This window comes from Streptomyces sp. NBC_00057, assembly GCF_045041165.1.
In the GTDB taxonomy this organism is placed as follows: domain Bacteria; phylum Actinomycetota; class Actinomycetes; order Streptomycetales; family Streptomycetaceae; genus Streptomyces.
Map to the genome: position 1 here is coordinate 6,110,012 of NZ_CP108256.1, position 17,473 is coordinate 6,127,484.

The 17,473-nt window shown below is 69.6% G+C and carries 19 protein-coding genes and 1 pseudogene; 8 read left to right on the forward strand and 12 right to left on the reverse strand.

What is annotated here, in order from left to right; translation table 11 throughout:
* Nucleotides 1-26: 26 nt before the first annotated feature.
* Nucleotides 27-161, forward strand: a complete 135-nt coding sequence (locus tag OG953_RS28710) for a hypothetical protein (protein ID WP_405687894.1) — start codon at nt 27-29, stop codon at nt 159-161.
* On the opposite strand, the gene OG953_RS28715 is transcribed toward OG953_RS28710, so the two are convergent.
* Nucleotides 151-990, reverse strand: coding sequence for an MOSC domain-containing protein (locus OG953_RS28715; RefSeq protein WP_405687896.1), 840 nt, complete (start codon nt 988-990; stop codon nt 151-153). The two genes, OG953_RS28710 and OG953_RS28715, sit on opposite strands and share 11 nt — an antisense overlap.
* The gene (locus OG953_RS28720) at nt 987-1,637 is read right to left on the reverse strand and encodes a CatB-related O-acetyltransferase (RefSeq protein WP_405687897.1); all 651 of its coding nucleotides are present in this window, start codon (nt 1,635-1,637) and stop codon (nt 987-989) included. The genes OG953_RS28715 and OG953_RS28720 overlap by 4 nt, the downstream gene beginning before the upstream one ends.
* A 77-nt stretch (nt 1,638-1,714) precedes the next feature.
* Here OG953_RS28720 and OG953_RS28725 point away from each other — a divergent pair, with 77 nt between their 5' ends.
* Together OG953_RS28725 and OG953_RS28730 are read left to right on the forward strand one after the other, a co-directional pair.
* Nucleotides 1,715-1,867, forward strand: coding sequence for a hypothetical protein (locus OG953_RS28725; protein ID WP_405687899.1), 153 nt, complete (start codon nt 1,715-1,717; stop codon nt 1,865-1,867).
* 252 nt (nt 1,868-2,119) lie between these two features.
* Nucleotides 2,120-2,791 (forward strand): hypothetical protein, encoded by a 672-nt coding sequence (locus OG953_RS28730; RefSeq protein ID WP_405687901.1) that lies wholly within the window; start codon nt 2,120-2,122, stop codon nt 2,789-2,791.
* 138 nt (nt 2,792-2,929) lie between these two features.
* Here OG953_RS28730 and OG953_RS28735 read toward each other — a convergent pair.
* Nucleotides 2,930-3,055: pseudogene (locus OG953_RS28735) on the reverse strand (Fe-Mn family superoxide dismutase); the annotation flags it as partial.
* A 213-nt stretch (nt 3,056-3,268) separates the two neighbouring features.
* Here OG953_RS28735 and fabV point away from each other — a divergent pair.
* Nucleotides 3,269-4,480 carry an enoyl-[acyl-carrier-protein] reductase FabV gene (gene fabV, locus OG953_RS28740; protein ID WP_405687902.1) on the forward strand — a complete coding sequence of 404 codons (1,212 nt, stop codon included), beginning with the start codon at nt 3,269-3,271 and terminating at the stop codon, nt 4,478-4,480.
* A gap of 69 nt (nt 4,481-4,549) precedes the next feature.
* Nucleotides 4,550-5,422, forward strand: coding sequence for an alpha/beta fold hydrolase (locus tag OG953_RS28745; RefSeq protein WP_405687904.1), 873 nt, complete (start codon nt 4,550-4,552; stop codon nt 5,420-5,422).
* A 134-nt stretch (nt 5,423-5,556) separates the two neighbouring features.
* Here the strand turns inward: OG953_RS28745 and OG953_RS28750 are convergent, their stop codons facing one another.
* Nucleotides 5,557-6,198, reverse strand: coding sequence for a superoxide dismutase (locus OG953_RS28750; protein ID WP_018103172.1), 642 nt, complete (start codon nt 6,196-6,198; stop codon nt 5,557-5,559).
* A gap of 377 nt (nt 6,199-6,575) precedes the next feature.
* Nucleotides 6,576-8,438: an ABC transporter ATP-binding protein gene (locus OG953_RS28755; RefSeq protein ID WP_405687906.1), complete on the reverse strand. Its 1,863-nt coding sequence runs from the start codon at nt 8,436-8,438 to the stop codon at nt 6,576-6,578.
* An 88-nt stretch (nt 8,439-8,526) separates the two neighbouring features.
* On the opposite strand from OG953_RS28755, the gene OG953_RS28760 reads away from it, so the two are divergent.
* From OG953_RS28760 to OG953_RS28770, 3 genes are all read left to right on the forward strand, one after another.
* A complete protein-coding gene (locus OG953_RS28760; protein ID WP_405687908.1) occupies nt 8,527-8,682 on the forward strand; it encodes a hypothetical protein in 156 nt (51 codons plus the stop codon).
* A 182-nt stretch (nt 8,683-8,864) separates the two neighbouring features.
* A complete protein-coding gene (locus OG953_RS28765) occupies nt 8,865-9,446 on the forward strand; it encodes an RNA polymerase sigma factor (RefSeq protein ID WP_405687910.1) in 582 nt (193 codons plus the stop codon).
* On the forward strand, nt 9,439-10,143 hold the full coding sequence (locus OG953_RS28770) for an anti-sigma factor family protein (RefSeq protein ID WP_405687912.1): 705 nt from the start codon (nt 9,439-9,441) through the stop codon (nt 10,141-10,143). The genes OG953_RS28765 and OG953_RS28770 overlap by 8 nt, the downstream gene beginning before the upstream one ends.
* Before the next feature lie 50 nt (nt 10,144-10,193).
* Here the strand turns inward: OG953_RS28770 and OG953_RS28775 are convergent, their stop codons facing one another.
* From OG953_RS28775 to OG953_RS28805, 7 genes are read right to left on the reverse strand one after another with little or no spacing between them, the layout of a single operon-like run.
* A complete protein-coding gene (locus OG953_RS28775) occupies nt 10,194-11,597 on the reverse strand; it encodes an FGGY family carbohydrate kinase (RefSeq protein WP_405687913.1) in 1,404 nt (467 codons plus the stop codon).
* Nucleotides 11,598-11,611: 14 nt separating this feature from the next.
* Nucleotides 11,612-12,649 (reverse strand): NAD(P)-dependent oxidoreductase, encoded by a 1,038-nt coding sequence (locus OG953_RS28780; RefSeq protein WP_405687915.1) that lies wholly within the window; start codon nt 12,647-12,649, stop codon nt 11,612-11,614.
* Nucleotides 12,646-13,722, reverse strand: coding sequence for an ABC transporter ATP-binding protein (locus OG953_RS28785; RefSeq protein ID WP_405687916.1), 1,077 nt, complete (start codon nt 13,720-13,722; stop codon nt 12,646-12,648). Before OG953_RS28785 ends, OG953_RS28780 begins: the two co-directional genes overlap by 4 nt.
* Nucleotides 13,719-14,537, reverse strand: a complete 819-nt coding sequence (locus OG953_RS28790; RefSeq protein WP_266361506.1) for a DeoR/GlpR family DNA-binding transcription regulator — start codon at nt 14,535-14,537, stop codon at nt 13,719-13,721. The genes OG953_RS28785 and OG953_RS28790 overlap by 4 nt, the downstream gene beginning before the upstream one ends.
* A complete protein-coding gene (locus OG953_RS28795) occupies nt 14,534-15,676 on the reverse strand; it encodes an ABC transporter ATP-binding protein (protein WP_405687918.1) in 1,143 nt (380 codons plus the stop codon). The genes OG953_RS28790 and OG953_RS28795 overlap by 4 nt, the downstream gene beginning before the upstream one ends.
* The gene (locus OG953_RS28800; protein ID WP_405687919.1) at nt 15,673-16,503 is read right to left on the reverse strand and encodes a carbohydrate ABC transporter permease; all 831 of its coding nucleotides are present in this window, start codon (nt 16,501-16,503) and stop codon (nt 15,673-15,675) included. Before OG953_RS28800 ends, OG953_RS28795 begins: the two co-directional genes overlap by 4 nt.
* Nucleotides 16,500-17,450, reverse strand: coding sequence for a carbohydrate ABC transporter permease (locus tag OG953_RS28805; protein ID WP_405687921.1), 951 nt, complete (start codon nt 17,448-17,450; stop codon nt 16,500-16,502). The genes OG953_RS28800 and OG953_RS28805 overlap by 4 nt, the downstream gene beginning before the upstream one ends.
* Nucleotides 17,451-17,473: the final 23 nt, after the last annotated feature.

A 17,473-nucleotide genomic window follows, 5' to 3' on the forward strand; every position in this document is an offset into this window, starting at 1 on the left:
CGTGGGACGAGGTCACCCGGCTGACCGTGGACGACCATCAGGTCGGCGGCATCACCGTTCCCCACCCGCGGCGCCGCATGGAGGGCATCAACCTCAAGGCGGACGGCCGCCGGAGTCCGGGGCGCATCGACGGCGTGAAGGCCAGGGCCTTCAAGAGCTGAGCCAGTCCGCGACCTCGGCCACGTCCCCGACAGTCACCACGCCCTCGCGGACCACCGCGTTCTTCGCGCCGAAGCTCACGTTGTTCTTGTACTCCGGCTCGCGCCGGTACGTCGCCAGGGTCCGGACCGGTTCCGGGCCCGCGCGGCGGCCGGTCTTCTGGTCGACGAGCGGGACGTTGCACCGCATCGCCCGTACCGAGTAGGCGAGTTCCGTCGTACCGAGGGTCATTCGACGTACCCGGTCCTCGAAGTGCGGATCGTCGTTGCCGGTCAACACGATGTTGGCGCGGAAGCGGTTCATCGGCACCGGCTCGGCGTCACCCCGGGCGGTGATGCGAGCGTTGAGGTCGTCCAGGGAGGCCGTTGAGACGACCAACACCGCGTGCGCGTCGGCGAAGTTGACCTTGCCGGGGGTGTCACCCCAGCTGTCCCGGTCGAAGCCGGGTGCCACCCGTACCAGACGGGACTTCGCGCCGAGCGCGTCGGAGAACCATTCCGCCGCTGCGTCCCCCTGGTCGGCCGCCGCGCCGAGCGGGCGGTCGAACATGCTGACCTCGCGGCGCGGACCGTCCCGGTCGACGTCCAGACGCAGCGGCTCCACGCCGTCGGCGGACAGGGCCAACGCCGCCCCGTCGTACAGGACTTCGACCCTGATCGCGGCCATCGAGGGGTGCGTACGCTGGCTGCGGAATGCGCCGTCCGCCGCGTCCACGACCATGAACGTCCGGTCGTGCTCAAGGCCGGTCGCGCCGACCCGCGCGGAATCGACCGTGATCCCGGCGCAGCCCTTGACCGGGTAGTAGGCGAGTTCTCGAACAGTGATCGTCACGATGTCCCCTCCGGGGCGGCCGCTTCGAGGTCCTCGACGCTGCCGGACATGATGGTGCGGATGTGCCGGGTGAGGTGCTCGGTGGGCCAGTCCCACCAGGCGACGGCCAGGAGCCGGGCGATGGTCTCGTCGTCGTACCGGGTACGGATCAACTTGGCTGGATTTCCGCCGACGATGCCGTAGTCGGGTACGTCGCCGGTGACGACCGAGCCGGCGCCGATGATCGCGCCGTGCCCGATCCGCACCCCCGGCATCACCATGGAGTTGTAGCCGAACCAGACGTCGTTGCCGACGACCGTGTCACCCCGGCCCGGCAGCCCGGTCAGCAGATCGAAGTGCTCGGCCCAGGAGCCGCCCATGGTGGGGAACGGGAACGTGGATGGGCCGTCCATCCGGTGGTTGGCGCCGTTCATGATGAACCGCACTCCGGTCCCCAGCGCGCAGAACTTCCCGATGACGAGCTTCTCCGGGCCGTAGTGATACAGCACATTGCGGGTCTCGAACACGGTCGCGTCGTCGGGGTCGTCGTAGTACGAGTAGTCGCCGACCTCGATCAGTTCGGACTTCACCAGGGGCTTCAGCTGGACGACCCGGGGCTGGCCGGGCATCGGGTGCAGAACGGTGGGGTCGGCGGGAACGGAACTCATGGCGCCCATCATCGCATTCACCTCGCATGAGGTAAGTTCCTTTTGGAAACTCACGCGATGTCGTACGCGACGGCGAGGTGGTCGACGGCGCCAGTGAGGACCCGAAGGTGCAGGGTGTGCGCCGGTTCACCGAACTAGTCGCGGCCGAACCGAGGTTGAGCGCGACCGCTCTGCAGACCGTTGGCAGCATGGGATACGACGGGCTGATGCTGGCCCTCGTCACCGGGTAGACCTCGGGGCCGCGTTGATACGATCACGCGTCCGGCGTCGGTGGCGTGCCGGTGACCCGGCTATCACCTTGTGGAGAGACCATGCGGCGTCCCCTCGTCCCTCTTGCTGTCGCTGCGGCGCTGCTGTGTGCTGGATGCTCCGGGGGATCGGGATCGGGATCGGAATCGGGATCGGCGCAAGGGGCGGAGAAGCCCGGGAAAGCCTCCCAGTCCCACTCGGAGGCGGACCACGGGGCGGCGGTACGGGCCGCGGTGGCCGCGACGAAGAAGAGCAGCGCCCGGATCGATGAGCAGATCGAGATAGGGGACGGCACCACCAACTACGTCGTCTCGATCAAGGGCGACTTCGACTGGGCGGGCGCCAGGGGGCGCCTCGGGGTCGCGCTCCACAATGCGGCGACTCCTCGGAAGACGTCGCCCCGCATGGATGAGATCTTCGACGGTGACACCGTCTATTACGGCGGATTCGCCGAGATGGAAGGCTCCTGGGGATCGATCCGCCGGGACAAGGCCGAGGCTCATTACGCGCTGCGGGCACCGATGAACGACCCCGAACACGTCCTGCACCAGGTGGCGCAGATGCGCCAGACCTCGAAGGTCGGCGAGGAGACGGTGAACGGCACTACGGCGGTCCACTACCGCGGTGTGCTCACGCATGAGACGGTCACGCTGCGGATGGCGAAGGACGTGCGGGCCAAGGTCGACACCATGCGAGAGCAGATCGGTGGGCTCACCGTCTACGCGGATGCCTGGATCGACCGGAGCGGGCGGGTCGTGCGCATCCGGCTCGACTGGCCCATGGGAGCGGCGGGCGTCAAGACGACGATGAATCTGGCGGACCATGGCAAGCCGGTGCGGGCGAATGCTCCGGACCCCGGCAAGGTCGTCCCCATGCCGACTGTCGGCGGTCCGCTGTCCGGCTGACCTGCCCCCACCTCTGCCGCGCAAACATGGCAGAAGGGCCCCCGCCTGTCATGTCCAGGCGGGGGTCCTTCCTTCGTCCGCCTGCCCGGTGAAGGTTGAGAAGACGATCACGAGGCAGGACATTCATGCGCCTCCCGGTCAGGGGGCGAGCAGCAGCACGTCGGCGCGCTCCTTGGCGGCCGCATAACGCTTCGCCACGTCCTGCCAGTTGACGACGGCCCACATCGCCTCGATGAAGTCGACTTTCTGGTTCTTGTACTGGAGTAGCTCCGTCCGGCCTTTGCCGACCACGGCACGACCACTTGGCCGAAGACGTCCGGGCCGGCTGAAGTGGTGGAAAGCCTCCAAGAGCTGCTGAGCATTACTGTGGCCGACGAGGTGACCACCCGTGTTCGTACGGTCGCAGACTTGCAGGGCGCGGTGCGGCCCTCGTCGTCGCCGCCTCCTCGTCCATGACGACCCGAAGGACCCGAGCCCATGAGCGAACGTGTCATCGCCCCCAAAAACCGCGGCTTCCTCTTCCTCGACTCCCACCCGGCCGGCTGCGAGCGTCTGGTGGAGGACATGTGGCAGGCCGTCCCCGCCCCTTCCCGCGTGCCCGAGCGGGCGCCCGTGGCACTGATCATCGGCTCCTCCGCCGGATACGGGCTGGCCGCGACGATCGCCGGTCTCGCCCGTGCCGGGATCCGTGGGATCGGGGTCTGTTTCGAGAAGGCCCCCGGACGCCGCACGGGTACGGCCGGCTGGTACCGCACGGCCGTGACCGCCGAACTCGCCCGCCGGCACGGTCACGACATGGTGTTCATCAACGCAGACGCGTTCTCCGAGGAGACGAAGAACCAGGTCGCGCACGTGCTGAAGGAGCGCTTCGGCGGCCGTCTGGACTACCTGATCTACTCGGTGGCCGCCCCGCGCCGCACCGACCCCGACACCGGGACCACCTACACGTCCGTCCTCAAGCCCATCGGTGAGGCGTACCGCACCAAGACCCTCGTCTTCGACGACCGGGGCACCGGCGAGGTGCGGGAGGTCGAGACGCAGCCGGCCGACGGCGACGACATCGAGCAGACCGTCGCCGTCATGGGCGGAACCGACTGGGAACGGTGGATCGACCACTTCGCCGACCGCGGGCTGCTCGCCGATGGATTCACCACCGCCGCCCTCTCCTACATCGGCTCCGCCCTGACAGCCGCGATCTACCGACAGGGCACCATCGGCGCCGCGAAGTCCCACCTCGAACAGACCGCCCGCACCCTCGACGAGCGGCTCGGAAAGCTGGTCGACGGGCGCGCGGTCACTTCTGTCAACGCGGCGGCCGTCACCCAGTCCTCGACCGCGATCCCCGGCATCGCCCTGTACGTCGGACTGCTCCGCGGCGTCCTCGGCAACGCCATGGTCCCGCCGATCGGGCAGCTCACCGACCTGTGGGACCAGCTCACCGGTGTCCGCCCGCTCGACCTCGACGACGAAGGGCGTGTGCGCCTGGACACCTGGGAACTCGACCCCACCGTCCAGGCGGCCGTCACCGGGCGGTGGAGCGCCGCCACGACAGAGAACATCACCGAACTGGCCGACCTCGACTGGTTCCACGCCGAAGTGCAGCGCCTGTACGGGTTCGCCGTGCCCGGCATCGACTACGCCGCGCCGGTCGAGACCGATATCTCCTGGCCGGACACGGCAACCCCCTGAAGCGGTCCGGTCCGGGGTCCGGCGGAAAACCCTTCGACAGGGTTGATGGATCCGGTCATGGTCAGAAGCATGACTTTGTGTGTGACTGATCCGGTTCGTATCGGTACGGAACAGCTTTGGGGAGGGCGGCGGCTGGGCTGGGCCGAGTGGGGGCCGGCGGACGGTGTGCCGGTGCTGCTGTCGCCGGGGGCGGCCACCAGCAGGCACCTCGGGTTCGGCGGTGACGTGGCGGACGGTCTCGGGGTGCGGGTGATCTCGCTCGACCGTCCGGGACTGGGTGCCTCCTCGCCCCTGCCCGGCCGCACCTTCGGGGATTTCACCGACGACATCCGTACGTTCGCCGCCCTGCGGGGCCTGGAGCGGCCCCTGATGGTCGGCAACTCGCAGGGGGCGCCCTTCGCCCTCGGATGCGCTGCTGCCGGTGTGGTCGGCGCGCTCGCGGTGGTCTCCGGTGCGGACGAGATTGCCGCGCCGTGTTTCGCCGACGTGCTGCCGGGTGAACTGCGGCGCCTCGTCGACTTGGCGGTGTCCGACCCGGACGCCGCCGCGAAGGTCTTCGCCGGGTTCACCCCGCAGGCGATGTGGGACATGGTCATGTCCGGCAGTCCCGAGTGCGACCTCGCCGTCTATCAGCAGCCCGCGTTCGCGGCCGCCTACCGGCGCGCGCTCGACGAAGCCTTCGCACAGGGGGGCGACGGCTATGCCCGGGACACCGTTCTGGCCATGGGTCACTGGGGCATTGAACTCTCGGACATCGGCGTACCGGTGGACCTCTGGTACGGGGAGAAGGACACCGGTCACTCGCCCGACCAGGGGGCCGGCCTGACCTCGCGCATCCCGGGCGCGGTCCGGCACCTGGTGCCGGATGCCGGCGGGGCGGTGCTCTGGACACACGCCGAGCAGGTGCTGAGCACGCTGCTGAAGCATGCCCCCGTCTCTTGACCCACTCCCCCCGCCGCGCAACATGACAGAAGGACCCTCACCTGTCGCGTCCAGGTGAGGGTCCCCCCTTCATTCGCCTGCCCGGTGAAGGTTGAGAAGACGATCACGAGGCAGGACGTTCATTCGCCTCCCGATCAGGGGGCGAGCAGCAGCACGTCGGCGCGCTCCTTGGCGGCCGCGTAACGCTTCGCCACGTCCTGCCAGTTGACGACGGCCCACATCGCCTCGATGAAGTCGACCTTCTGGTTCTTGTACTGGAGATAGAAGGCGTGCTCCCAGGCATCGAAGACCAGGACCGGGACGGAGCCCTGGCCGACATTGCCCTGATGGTCGTAGACCTGCTCGACGATCAGCTTGCCGCTGACCGGCTCGTACGCGAGGACGCCCCAGCCGGAACCCTGAGTGGTGGCCGCGGCCTTCGTCAGCTGGGACTTGAAACCGGCGAACGAGCCGAACGACTCGGTGATCGCATCCGCGAGGTCACCGACACCGTCGGCCGCGAGGGGCTCGCCGCCGCCGTCGCCGGTCATGTTGTGCCAGTAGATCGAGTGCAGGATGTGGCCGGAGAGATGGAACGCGAGGTTCTTCTGGAGCCCGTTGATCGCTCCCCAGGCCTCCTTGTCGCGCGCCTCCTCCAGCTGCTCCAGGGTGTCGTTCGCACCCTTCACATAGGCGGCGTGGTGCTTGTCGTGGTGGAGCTCGATGATCTGCGGATTGATGACCGGTTCGAGCGCCGCGTAGTCGTACGGGAGTTCCGGAAGCGTGTACGTGGCCATGTGGTCGAACCCTCCAGCTGCTGTCCTGTTGTTATTGCAACATATATGCAAGAGCAGGCTAACAGCAGGAGGAGGCGAAGGTGATCAGCCCTTCGGACTAGGACTCGTCTCTCCTGTCGACCGATGACGGAGCGACGCGGCGCCGCTGCCAGGGCAGAGTCGCATCGAGAGCGGCGGCGAGTTCGGGGATCGTGGGCCTGACTGCCGGGTCGGGCCGGAGGCAGCCGTCGATGGCCGTGGCGAGATCACGGGGGAGGTGCTCCACGCGTCGTAGACGTCGAGCCAGCCGGTCCGGGCCAGGTGCGCCAGGACCTCGTACCCCGGCGCGGGTTTCGTTCCACGCGCGAGGGGCGGAGCCGGCCGGGCTGTGGCGCGGCTCATGAGAGAACCTTCCGTGCGGGTGGCGAGCCGGCGAGGGCGGGGCCGGTCACTCCGTTCAGCCGGTGGAGCCGGGCGTAGGTTCCGCCGCGCAGGAGCAGGTCTTCGTGTGTGCCGTGCTCGACGACCCGGCCGTGGTCCAGCACCACGGTGGAGGTGGCGTCGCGGACGGTGAGCAGATTGTGGGAGATGACGATGGTGGTCCGCCCGGCCATGAGCCGGCGCAGCGGTTCCATGATCCGGCGGCCCGACTGGGCGTCCAGGCCGGTGGTCGGTTCGTCCAGGAGCAGTACGGGTGCGTCCCTGATCATCGCGCGGGCGATCGCCAGGCGCTGGGCCTGCCCGCCGGACAGCGTTCGGCCACGCTGTCCCACCACGGTGTCGTAGCCCTCGGGGAGCAGCTGGATGAAGTCATGGGCGTCGGCGGCGCGGGCCGCCGCGACGATGTCCGCCTCTGCCGCGTCCGGTCGGCCGTAGGCAATGTTCTCCCGTACGGTGCCGTGGAAGACGAGCGTCTCCTGAAGTACCACCGCGACGTTCTCGCGCAGCTCGGACAGTTGCAGGTCCCTGAGGTCGGTGCCGTCGAGGAGGATTGCCCCCTGATCCGGTTCGTAGAAGCGCAGTTGCAGCTTCCCGACCGTGGATTTACCGGCACCGCTCGCGCCGACCAGTGCCAGCGTCGTGCCGGGCGTCACGTGGAACGACACGTCGGAGAGCGCCCACCGGGGCGTACCCGGATAGCGGAAGCAGACGCCGCGGAACTCGATGTCGCCCCGGGCGCGCCCGATCCGTCGGGCGTCGGCGGCTTCGACGACCTGGGGGCGCTGGTCGAGCAACTCGATGATCCGCTCGGCGGAGGCGGACGCCGCGTAGAACGTGTTGGCGAGGTGGGACAGGTCGCGGATCGGACTGTAGAGATTGCCCAGCAGCGCGAGGAAGACCAACAGCCCGCCCAGCGTGAGCTGACCCTGCGCCAACTTCCACGTGCCCAGGCCCATGACGGCCAGCCCGCCGGCCAGCTCGATGATCTCGACGATCGGGCCGTAGACGGCGCGGATGCGCGCCGAGGCCATCGCCGCGCGGAACTTGCCCACACTCTCGCGTTCGAACCGTCGGTCCTCCGACTCCTGCCGGTTGTACGCCTGCACCAGCGCGATGTTGCCGAGTGACTCCTCGGCGATCGCGCTGATGGAACCGCTTCGCCGCCGCCGCTCGCGCGATGCGGCCTTGATCAGCCGGGAGAAGCGCCGGGCCGCCCACCAGAAGAGCGGCACGATGACGAGCGCGAGGAGGGTCAGATCCCACCGCAGGTAGAACAGCAGACCGAGGAAGACGCCCAACCGGATCACGTAGTACAGGCCGTCCGCCACCCCCGAGAGGAGGAACGTCTCGACCGCGTCGACATCGCCGGTGATGCGTGACAGTACGTCCCCCAGCCGTCGCCGTTCGAAGAACCCGAGTGAGAGGCCCTGGACGTGCCGGAACACATCCGACCGAAGGGTCAGCAGGAAATGCTCGCTGACCCAGGTGGAGGTCACGTCGTCGGCGAATCCCAGAACGCCGGAGCAGATGATGAGCCCTGCGTATGCCAGGGCGATCCAGAGGAAGGGACGCAGATCGCGCGGAACGAGGACGTCGTCCACCACGACTTTGAAGAGCCAGATCTCGGCCGCGTCGACGACGGGTCCGACCATGCTGAAGACGAGTACCGGAATGAGCCAGCGCCGGCCACCGCGTGTATAGGGCCAGAACCGCCGGAACGCGTCACGCGGCGCTACGGGCGGCGCGGCGGCGACGACCGCGTCGGGATCATCGGCCACCGACAGCAGCCGCCGCAGCACATGAAGCGAGACACGCCTCATAGGACGCGTTCCTCAAAGATCGCCGGCCGGGCGGACCAAGAGCCTGGGCCCGCTCGGCCGTCCTGCGCGATCACCAGCGGTGATCGCGGTGGCCGCCGTGACCATGGTCGTGTTCGTGGTCGTGACCACGGTGGCCGCGATGGTCCCTTCCGTTGTCATCGAAGCGCCGCGACGTGTCCCTCATGTCGTGACGGCTTTTCGCGGGGATGAGATGACTGAAGATCGCCATGAGCTTCCCTCCTGAAGAGGCTTCCAGACGAAATACGATCCGGAGCGCTCATGGGATTGCCCTTTCAGGAAATTTTCGTACCCGGGTCCGCCTGCCGTCTTCGCCGCGCACGGATGCCGGGCTCTGTGCCAGTCCTTCCACCGCGCCGGGGTTGCCCGGCGCAGGCAATCCCTGCGGGCCCGTGTTACGTAAGGAGTATGCGCAGGATTGGCATACCCCTGGAGCGGGTGCCCGACGAAGCGCTGCTGGCCGGGCTCATGACCGGCGACCCCGAGATCGCCGTGGCCTTCGTCCGGCGGTTCCAGCGTCGGGTCTTCGGCGTGGCCATCGCCGTGGTCGGCGACGTCCAGCTCGCCGAGGACATCGCACAGCAGACCTTCGAGCGCGCCTGCCGACACGCTCAGGTCTACGACCCGCGCCGGGGATCGGTGCCCACCTGGCTGGCGGCCATCGCACACAACCTCGCGATCGACGCCGTACGCGCACGCAAGACCACTCCGGTCGACCCCGCAGACCTGGAGAACATGATGGAGGCCATCACGGACACACCGGAGCGGCATGCACTCTCCACCGAGACCGCGGCGGAACTGCGCCGCGCGGTCGGCACGCTGCCACGGGAGCAGGCGCGTGCTCTGGTGATGGCAGGGATCTACGGGATGACGGCTCAGCAGGTCGCCGACTTCGAGGAGATACCGCTCGGCACCGCCAAGACCCGGATAAGGACGGCCATGGGCAAGGTCCGGGCGTCGCTCGCGACCAGGCAGGTGGACCATGACTGACAACAGCGGGTTCAGCTGCGAGCAGCTCCGGGAGATCGGCGCGGAGCTGGCGCTCGGCGTGCTGCCCGCCGAGGACCGGGCCGGGGTGATGGACCACCTGGAGCACTGCCCCGCCTGCCGCGAATACGTCCACGAGCTGACGGCCACGTCGGACGCGCTGCTGGATCTTGTCCCCGGCAGTGAACCGCCGGTCGGCTTCGAGGACAGGGTGATCGACCGGCTCGGGCTCTCCTCCGGGCGACGGCCGCGCCTGCGCGTGCGGTGGCGGCGGTTCGCCCTTGCCGCGGCGGCAGCGGCAGCGGGCCTCGCCCTCGGGGGCGGCGGTTGGGTACTCGGCGCATCCGTCGGCCGTCCGACCCCGGTCGCGCCCATCGTCTCCCCGGTGCAACCGCGGCTGATCACCGCCCAACTCGCCCACGCGGGCCAGTCGTTCGGGCAGGTCTACCTCTACACCGGGTCCTCGCCCTGGTTGTACATGGCGGTTGACGCCGACGGGCACTCCGGCACCGTCCGCTGCCAGTTGCAGCGGGCCGACGGCTCCATCGTCAAGGTCGGTTCCTTCACCCTCAATGACGACGGCTACGGCTCCTGGGGTGGGCCCTACCTCGCCGGCACATCACCGGTCACCGGCGTCCGCCTGCTCAACGCGGACGGCTCCCTGCTCGCAAGTGCCACCTTCAACCAGTTCCACAGCTGAGGGGGCGGGGACCGGCCGGCGGTGCGCTTCCTCGGACCGGGAACGAGTGCTCATGCGCGGGCGTGCGTACGGGCCGCGGCGAGCCGGGCCAGATGGTCCTCGTACGCCTTCGCATAGAACGCCGCCCGCTCCGGGTCCGGTTCGACGACCGTCGTCGGGGCCGTCCAGGCAGCCGTGTCCAGCTCCGCACCGAAGCGCTGCGCTGCCGCGATCACCGCGCCCCGCGCACCGACCTCGCCCTCCACGATCCGGACCGGCCGGCCCAGCACATCGGCGAACAGGCGCATCCAGGCAGGGGAGCGGGTGCCGCCGCCGCACAGGGCGAGAGTGCCGGTGAGGCCCGCGGCCTGCAGACAGTGGCGGGCGGCGAAGCCGATGCCCTCGCATACCGCGCGGATCAGATCCGCCGGGGTGGTCTCCAGGGACACACCGGTGAGCTCGGCCCGCAGGCGCGGCTCGACGAACGGGGCGCGTTCGCCGGACGGGGCGAAATAGGGGAGCACGCGGACACCGTTCGCGCCGGGCGCAGTGGCGGCGAGGAGCGCGTCGACCTCCGTATGGCGTACGCCGGTGGTGGTCAGGATCCAGTCGAGGGCCGCGGTGCCGACCATCGCGGGCATGGCGCGCAGCCAGTGGCCCGGGCGGTCGGTGGAGATGTGCAGACCCGCCGGCTCGCCGTCCAGATCGAGCCGCTCCGTGGCCACCAGCGCGGCCAGGCAGGTGCCGACGATCAGCAGACCGTCGCCGGGACGGGTGACGCCCGCTCCCAGCGCGGAGGCCGGCAGATCGTACGGGCCGTTGGATATCCGTATCCCGGAAGGGAGTTCGGCGGTGGCGACCGGATCGCTGACCGGGGCGAGGAGCGAGGCCCGGTGGCCGAGGCCGAGCGCGGCCACGACGTCGGAGGAGTACATACGGGTCATCGGGTCCAGGAACGGCATCGACGCATCGGAGACATCCGTGGCCCGGACCCCCGTCAGACGCTGGAACACCATGTCCTTGCAGTACAGGGCGGTCGTCGCCGCGTCGAGCGAGGCCGGGTCGTGACGGTCGAGCCAGGCCAGCACCGGGCCCGGACAGCCCGGGAACATCGCGCTGCCGGTGCGCCGGTAGACGGCTCCGAAGACACCGGACGCCTGCCAGGCGTCGACCAGTTCATGGGCTCGGCCGTCCATCCAGGAGATCGCCGTACGCACCGGCCGGCCCGCCGCGTCGACCAGCCAGACGCCGTCGCCCTGACCGGTGAGGCCGGCGAACGCGACCCCGTCGGAGCCCAGCGCGGCCAGGACCTCGCAGACCGCCCCGTACACCTCGTCCATGTCCTGCTCCACGAAACCGCCGCGGATCGTGAGCCCCACCGGGCGGGACTCGACGGCCAGCGTGCGGCCCCGCGGGTCGAAGGCCGCGGCCTTCACCATGGATGTGCCGACGTCGATGCCGATGTATCTCGTCATGGGACAGGCTCCCCTCACAGCGCGTGGGCGAGCGGTTCGCCCCGCACATAGCGCGCCACCTCGGCCGCCGCGATCCGGGCCGCCTTCTGCGCGACGGACCGGCTGGCGCCCGCCACATGTGGGGTCATCAGCAGATGCGGGGTGCGGAAGAGCCGTGACGTGGGCGGGGGCGGCTCCTGCTCGTACGTGTCGAGCGCCGCGGCCCGCAACTGCCCCGAGTCCAGGGCGTCGCACAGCGCGTCCGTGTCCAGCAGCCCGCCCCGGGCCGCGTTCACGAGGACCGAGCCGCGCGGCAGCAGGGCCAGTTCACGGGCGCCGATGAGATGCCGGGTCTCCGGGGTGAGCCTGGCGTGCAGGGTGAGGACGCGGGAGCGGTCCAGGAGCGCCTCCAGCGAGGTGGCGCGCATGCCGTGGACGTCGCCGCGCACATACGGGTCGTACACCTCGACCTCGGCGCCGAACGCGGAGAGCACCCGGGCCACCCGGCTGCCGACCGCGCCGTAACCGATCAGGCCGACGGGGGTGTCCTCCAGTTCCAGGCCGCAGTTCTCGTACGTGTAGTGGGAGGCGTCCCAGCGGCCGTCGGCGGAGAGGGAGCGGTGGGCCTCGGGGATGCGGCGCAGGGCACAGAGCATCAGCCCCACGGTGAACTCGGCGGTCGCCGCCGCATTGCGTCCGGGCGCGAAGCACACCCGCACACCCCGGGCGCGTGCCGCGGCCGCGTTCACATTGACCGGGCCGCCCCGGCAGACCACGACCAGCCGCAGATCGGGTGCGGCGGCCAGGACCCGCTCCGTGAACGGGCCCATCTGCGTCACGCACACCTCGACCCCGTCCAGGGCGCGGATCAGTGCGTCCTCGGCGTCGCTTGCCTCGTCGACCTCGGCGACCTTGCCGAAGGGCTCCAGGGGCCAGGGGAGGGTGAGTTCGGTGAGATGGGGCTCCGGGCCGAGAGCGTGCTGCAGGGCCTCGGCGATCAGGGAGTTGCGGACGAAATGGTCACCGGCGACCAGAATCCTCGTCGCGGGGCGGACCGTCATGGGGCGGGTCATCGCAGAGCGTCTCCTGTCCGGGCGTCGAAGACATGGATGTGCCGGGGATCGGCGGTGATGCGTACGGTGTCGTCCCGGTCGAGCCGTACCTCCGGACCGGTCGCGACGACCAGCGGCTTCGTCACCCCGTCGAGCGAGAGCGTGGCGATGCCGGATTCCAGCAGGGGTTCATGGGCGGCGACCCGGGCCCGTACACCCGTGTCGTCCAGGCGCACGTCCTCCGGGCGGATGCCGAGCACCACCGCGCGCCCCGCCGCGGGCCGCTGCGGTACGGGGATGCGCACGGAGTCCGAGAGACGCACCCCGCCCGCCCCGTCGGCCGTCCCCGGCAGCAGATTGATCGCCGGTTCCCCGACGAAGTCGGCGACGAACAGATTCACCGGGGCGTCGTAGATCTCCTCGGGTGTGCCGAGCTGCTGGATCTCGCCGTCCCGCATCACCGCGATCCGGTCGGCGAGCGACAGCGCCTCCTCCTGGTCGTGCGTGACGAGGATGGCGGTGTGGCCGCTGTCCCGCTGGATGCGTTTCAACTCGCGCCGGGTGGTGTCCCGTTGGGCTGCGTCCAGATGGGAGAGCGGTTCGTCGAGGAGCAGCACGTCGGGGGTTCGGATCAGGGCGCGGGCCAGGGCGACCCGCTGCTTCTGGCCGCTGGAGAGTCCGGCGGGCCGGGCGCCCAGGAGGTCCGTGATCCCGATGCGTTCGGCCATGTCGGCGACCCGGCGGCGGATCTCGGCCCGCCCGTACCGGCGCCGGGCGGAGAGTCCGAAGCCGAGATTCTCCGCGACGGTCAGCGGCGGATACAGGGCGTAGTTCTCGAACGCCACGCCGATATTGCGTTGTTGGGCCGGGAGCGGCACCACGGACGAGCCGCCGATGAGGATGTCGCCGTCGGTGACCGACTCCAGTCCGGCGATCATCCGCAGGGTTGTGGACTTGCCGCAGCCGGACGGGCCGAGCAGCCCCAACAGCTCGCCTGAGCGCAGCTCGATGTCGATGTGGCGGACAGCTTCGACGGCGGTCCGGCCGCGTCCGGTGTAGGTCTTGCGCAGTGCGCGCAGGGTCAGTTCAGTCACCCGTCATCGCCGCCTCCCGTTCCGGGTTCCCGGCCGGTGCCGCAGACCTCGTAGGGCACCTTGTGCTCGTCGAGTTCGCGCAGTGCTCGGTCGGACGCCCCGTCGTCGACCAGCAGCAGATCGAAGCGGGAGAGCGGGGCGAGCCGGTGCAGGGCCACCCGGCCCAGCTTCGAGTGGTCGAGCAGCAGCACATTGCGGCTCGCCGAGTCGAGCATCGCCCGCTTGACGGAGATGATGTGCTGCTCCTGGTGGTAGGCGTAACCGCCGGACACGGCGGAGGTGGAGGTGAAACAGATGTCGACCTGGAGCGACTGCACCGCCTCCACGCACGAGACGCCGAGGAAGGAGGAGTGCAGCGGGTCGAAGTCGCCGCCGAGGCCCATCAGATGGATGCCGCGCTCCTGCGACAGCAGATTGATCGCTTCGAGGAAGTTGGTGACGACGGTCAGCGGAGTGATGGAGCGCAGCCTGCGCGCGATCTCCAGCGTGGACGTCGAATCGTCGAGCATCACCGCCATGCCCGGCTCGATGAGCTGCAGGGCCCGTTCGGCGACGGCGGCCTTCTCGGCGCGCATCGTCTTCAGCCGGTAGGAGACGTTCGACTCGAACACGCCGGAGGGCTGGGCGGTGACACCGCCGCGGAACTTGCGGACGATTCCCTGTCGTTCCAGCTCGTCCAGATCGCGGTGGATGGTCATCAGGCTGACGTCGAAACGCTCCGCCAGTTCGGCGGCGCTCACCTCGCCCTGCGCGAGGACGTACTCGGCTATGGATGCCTGGCGTGGGGCGGGGCCCCGCTGCGGAACGTTGCTCACGTGCTGATCCTTCGTCCTGGACGTGCCGGCCGGTCGGCCTCGAACAGCAGCAGACTCTCAGGAGGTACGGAGAGCCGGACCGGACGGTCGGGTCTCAGGCCCGCCGCGTCGGCGCGCGGGACGACGAGGGACAGCTGTTGCCCGCCGATCCTGACCGTGACTTCGGTGGCCCGGCCCAGCAGCTCGGTGACGTGAACGGTGCCGGTCAGCTCCAGGGCCGGGCCCCTGCAGGCGCCGGCCGGCTCCACGCCTTGGCCCTCGCCGGGCCCCAGGAGACCGATGTCCCTCGGCCGTACGCCCAGTTGGACCGCGGTGCCCGGCGGCGCGGGCACCGTCAGCGGCAGCTCGTACGCCCCGTCCGGCGACCGGAAGTGCCCCTCGGCCGTCACCGTTCCCGGCAGCAGGTTGATCCGGGGTCTGCCGAAGGACCGGGCGACGAAGGTGTCGTACGGGCGGTGCCACAGCTCCTCGCGGGTGCCGGTCTGCACCATGCGGCCGTCCCTGATCACCCCGATCCGGTCCCCGAGCGCCAGCGCCTCCACCGAGTCGTGGGTGACGTACAGCGTGGTCGTGCGCCGGATCGAGCCGATCGCCCTCAGTTCCGCGCGCATCGCCTGCCGCAGCTTCGCGTCGAGATGCGACAGCGGCTCGTCGAGCAGGAACGCCCGGGCAGGCCGCACCAGCACCCGGCCGAGCGCCACCCGCTGGCGCTGACCGTTGGAGAGCCGGCCCACCGGACGGTCCAGCAGGGCCCCGATGCCGAGGAGTTCGGCAATATCCCCGATCCGCTCGCGCGCCTCGTGCGCGGGGAGGCGGTGGCGCGGCGAGCGGAGCGGGGACGCGAGATTGTCGTACGCGGTGCGGTGCGGATACAGGGCGTACGACTCGAAGCACATGGCCACGCCCCGGTCGTACGGCTCCACGCCCGCCATGTCCACCCCGCCCAGCTCGACCGCACCGGAGTTCGGCTCCTCCAGGCCCGCGATCGTCTTGAGCGTGGTCGTCTTCCCGGCGCCGGACGGGCCGAGCAGACAGAAGAACTCGCCCTCGGCCACCTCCAGGTCCAGGCCGTCGAGCGCGGTGTTCTTCCCGTACCTCTTGTGCACGGAACGCAGCGCGATGGCTGCGGGGCCGGTCATGACTTCACCGCCCCGAACGACAGGCCGCGCACCAGGTAGCGCTGGATGGTCAGCGCCAGCAGCAGTGGCGGGACCACCGAGACCAGGGCCGCCGCGGCCGTCAGGTTGTACTTGGGCCGGTCGCCGCCGAGGAAGGAAAGCGCGCCGACCGTCACCGTCTGCGCGTTCGACGAGGTGAGGATCAGCGGGAAGACGAAGTTGTTCCACGCGAAGATGAACGCCAGCAGCGAGACGGCCGCGATCCCCGGCTTCACCAGCGGCAGCGCGACCTTGAAGAACGCCTGCTTGCGGGTGTAGCCGTCCAGCAGCGCCGCCTGCTCCAGCTCGGGGGACAGGTCGGAGAAGTACGACCGCATGATCCAGACGATCAGCGGGAGGGTCACCAGTTGCAGCACCCACACCATGCCGACATACGTATCGAAGAGTCCGAGCTTCTGGTAGAGCACGAACAGCGGGATGATGACGGTGAGTTCGGGTGCGAAGCGGAACGAGAGCAGGGTGAACATCAGGTTCTCCGAGCCGCGGAACCGCCACCGCGCAGCGGCGTACGCGGCGGGCAGCCCGATCACCAGCGACAGCGCGACCGCGCCCACCGACACGACCAGGCTGTTCACGAAGAACCGCAGGAACGGCACGCCCTGGTCGTCCCCGGCGCCGAGGACCGTGCGGTAGGAGTCGAAGGTCGGGGTGAACGAGAAGTACGAACTGAACAGCTCGTTCGTCGGCTTCAGCGACAGGATCACCATCCAGGCGACCGGGAACAGCGCGAAGACGAAGTAGAGGATCAGCGCCAGGTCGGCGGCGACGGCGAGCACCCTGCGCTTCATCCCGGCACCTCCGCCGCCCGGTTCTGGATCCGGCCGAGATAGCGCACCAGCACCATCGTGACCAGGTAGACCACGGCCCAGAGCACGATCATGTAGCTGATCCCGAACGAGTAGCGCTGGAAGCGGATCGCCTCGAGATAGGCCCGGATCTGGAGCACCATCGTCGAGTCGCCGGGGCCGCCCTCGGTCAGCGCGTAGATGATGTCGAAGACCTTCAGCGAGTCCATGAACCGGAAGATCACGGCCACCAGGACGTACGGCCACAGCATCGGCAGGGTGAGGCGCCGGAAGGTGAACCACCAGCCCGCGCCGTCGACGGCCGCCGCCTCGAAGGGCGAGGCGGGCAGCGAGCGCAGACCGGCCAGCGCGAGGATCGCGACGAACGGTGTATAGACCCACACGTCCACGGCGATCGATGACAGCAGGGCGCCCGTCGGGGTGTCCGTCCACTGCACACTGCCGAGGCCGAACGGTTCCAGGATGTGGTTGATGACGCCGACCGACGGCTGGAGCATCAGCTTCCACATGATCGCGGCGATCACCGGCGCGATCATCAGCGGCAGGATCAGGATCTTCTCCAGCACCCGTCCCACGAAGCTCGCCCGGTGCAGCAGCAGGGCCACGGCCACCCCGAGCACCGTCTCGACGGCGGCCGCGCCGACCGCGTACGCCACCGTCACCCGCGCCGAGTCCCAGAACGAGGACTGGGTGAAGATCCGCCGGTAGTTTTCGATGCCCACCAGGTCCGGCTGCGGTTTGCTCGCCGCGAAGTCGAACACCGTGTAGTAGAGGCCGAGTCCGAACGGATAGAGGATGCCGCCGGTCAGCAGCAGCGCGGGCACGATCAGCAGATACGGCCGCAGCGAGCGGCGCCATGCCGGTACCGCCCGCACCGCCCGCTTCCCGGCCCCCGTGCCCAAGGCCGCCCCGTGGTCGGCCTCAGGCACGGGCGACGCGCGTCCTGACATCG

Coding starts and splice junctions, on each gene's coding strand:
- OG953_RS28720 (WP_405687897.1), bottom strand. CDS start 1,637: ATGAGTTCCGTTCCCGCCGACCCCACCGTTCTGCACCCGATGCCCGGC.
- fabV (WP_405687902.1), top strand. CDS start 3,269: ATGAGCGAACGTGTCATCGCCCCCAAAAACCGCGGCTTCCTCTTCCTC.
- OG953_RS28745 (WP_405687904.1), top strand. CDS start 4,550: ATGACTTTGTGTGTGACTGATCCGGTTCGTATCGGTACGGAACAGCTT.
- OG953_RS28750 (WP_018103172.1), bottom strand. CDS start 6,198: ATGGCCACGTACACGCTTCCGGAACTCCCGTACGACTACGCGGCGCTC.
- OG953_RS28755 (WP_405687906.1), bottom strand. CDS start 8,438: ATGAGGCGTGTCTCGCTTCATGTGCTGCGGCGGCTGCTGTCGGTGGCC.
- OG953_RS28765 (WP_405687910.1), top strand. CDS start 8,865: ATGCGCAGGATTGGCATACCCCTGGAGCGGGTGCCCGACGAAGCGCTG.
- OG953_RS28770 (WP_405687912.1), top strand. CDS start 9,439: ATGACTGACAACAGCGGGTTCAGCTGCGAGCAGCTCCGGGAGATCGGC.
- OG953_RS28775 (WP_405687913.1), bottom strand. CDS start 11,597: ATGACGAGATACATCGGCATCGACGTCGGCACATCCATGGTGAAGGCC.
- OG953_RS28780 (WP_405687915.1), bottom strand. CDS start 12,649: ATGACCCGCCCCATGACGGTCCGCCCCGCGACGAGGATTCTGGTCGCC.
- OG953_RS28795 (WP_405687918.1), bottom strand. CDS start 15,676: ATGACCGGCCCCGCAGCCATCGCGCTGCGTTCCGTGCACAAGAGGTAC.
- OG953_RS28800 (WP_405687919.1), bottom strand. CDS start 16,503: ATGAAGCGCAGGGTGCTCGCCGTCGCCGCCGACCTGGCGCTGATCCTC.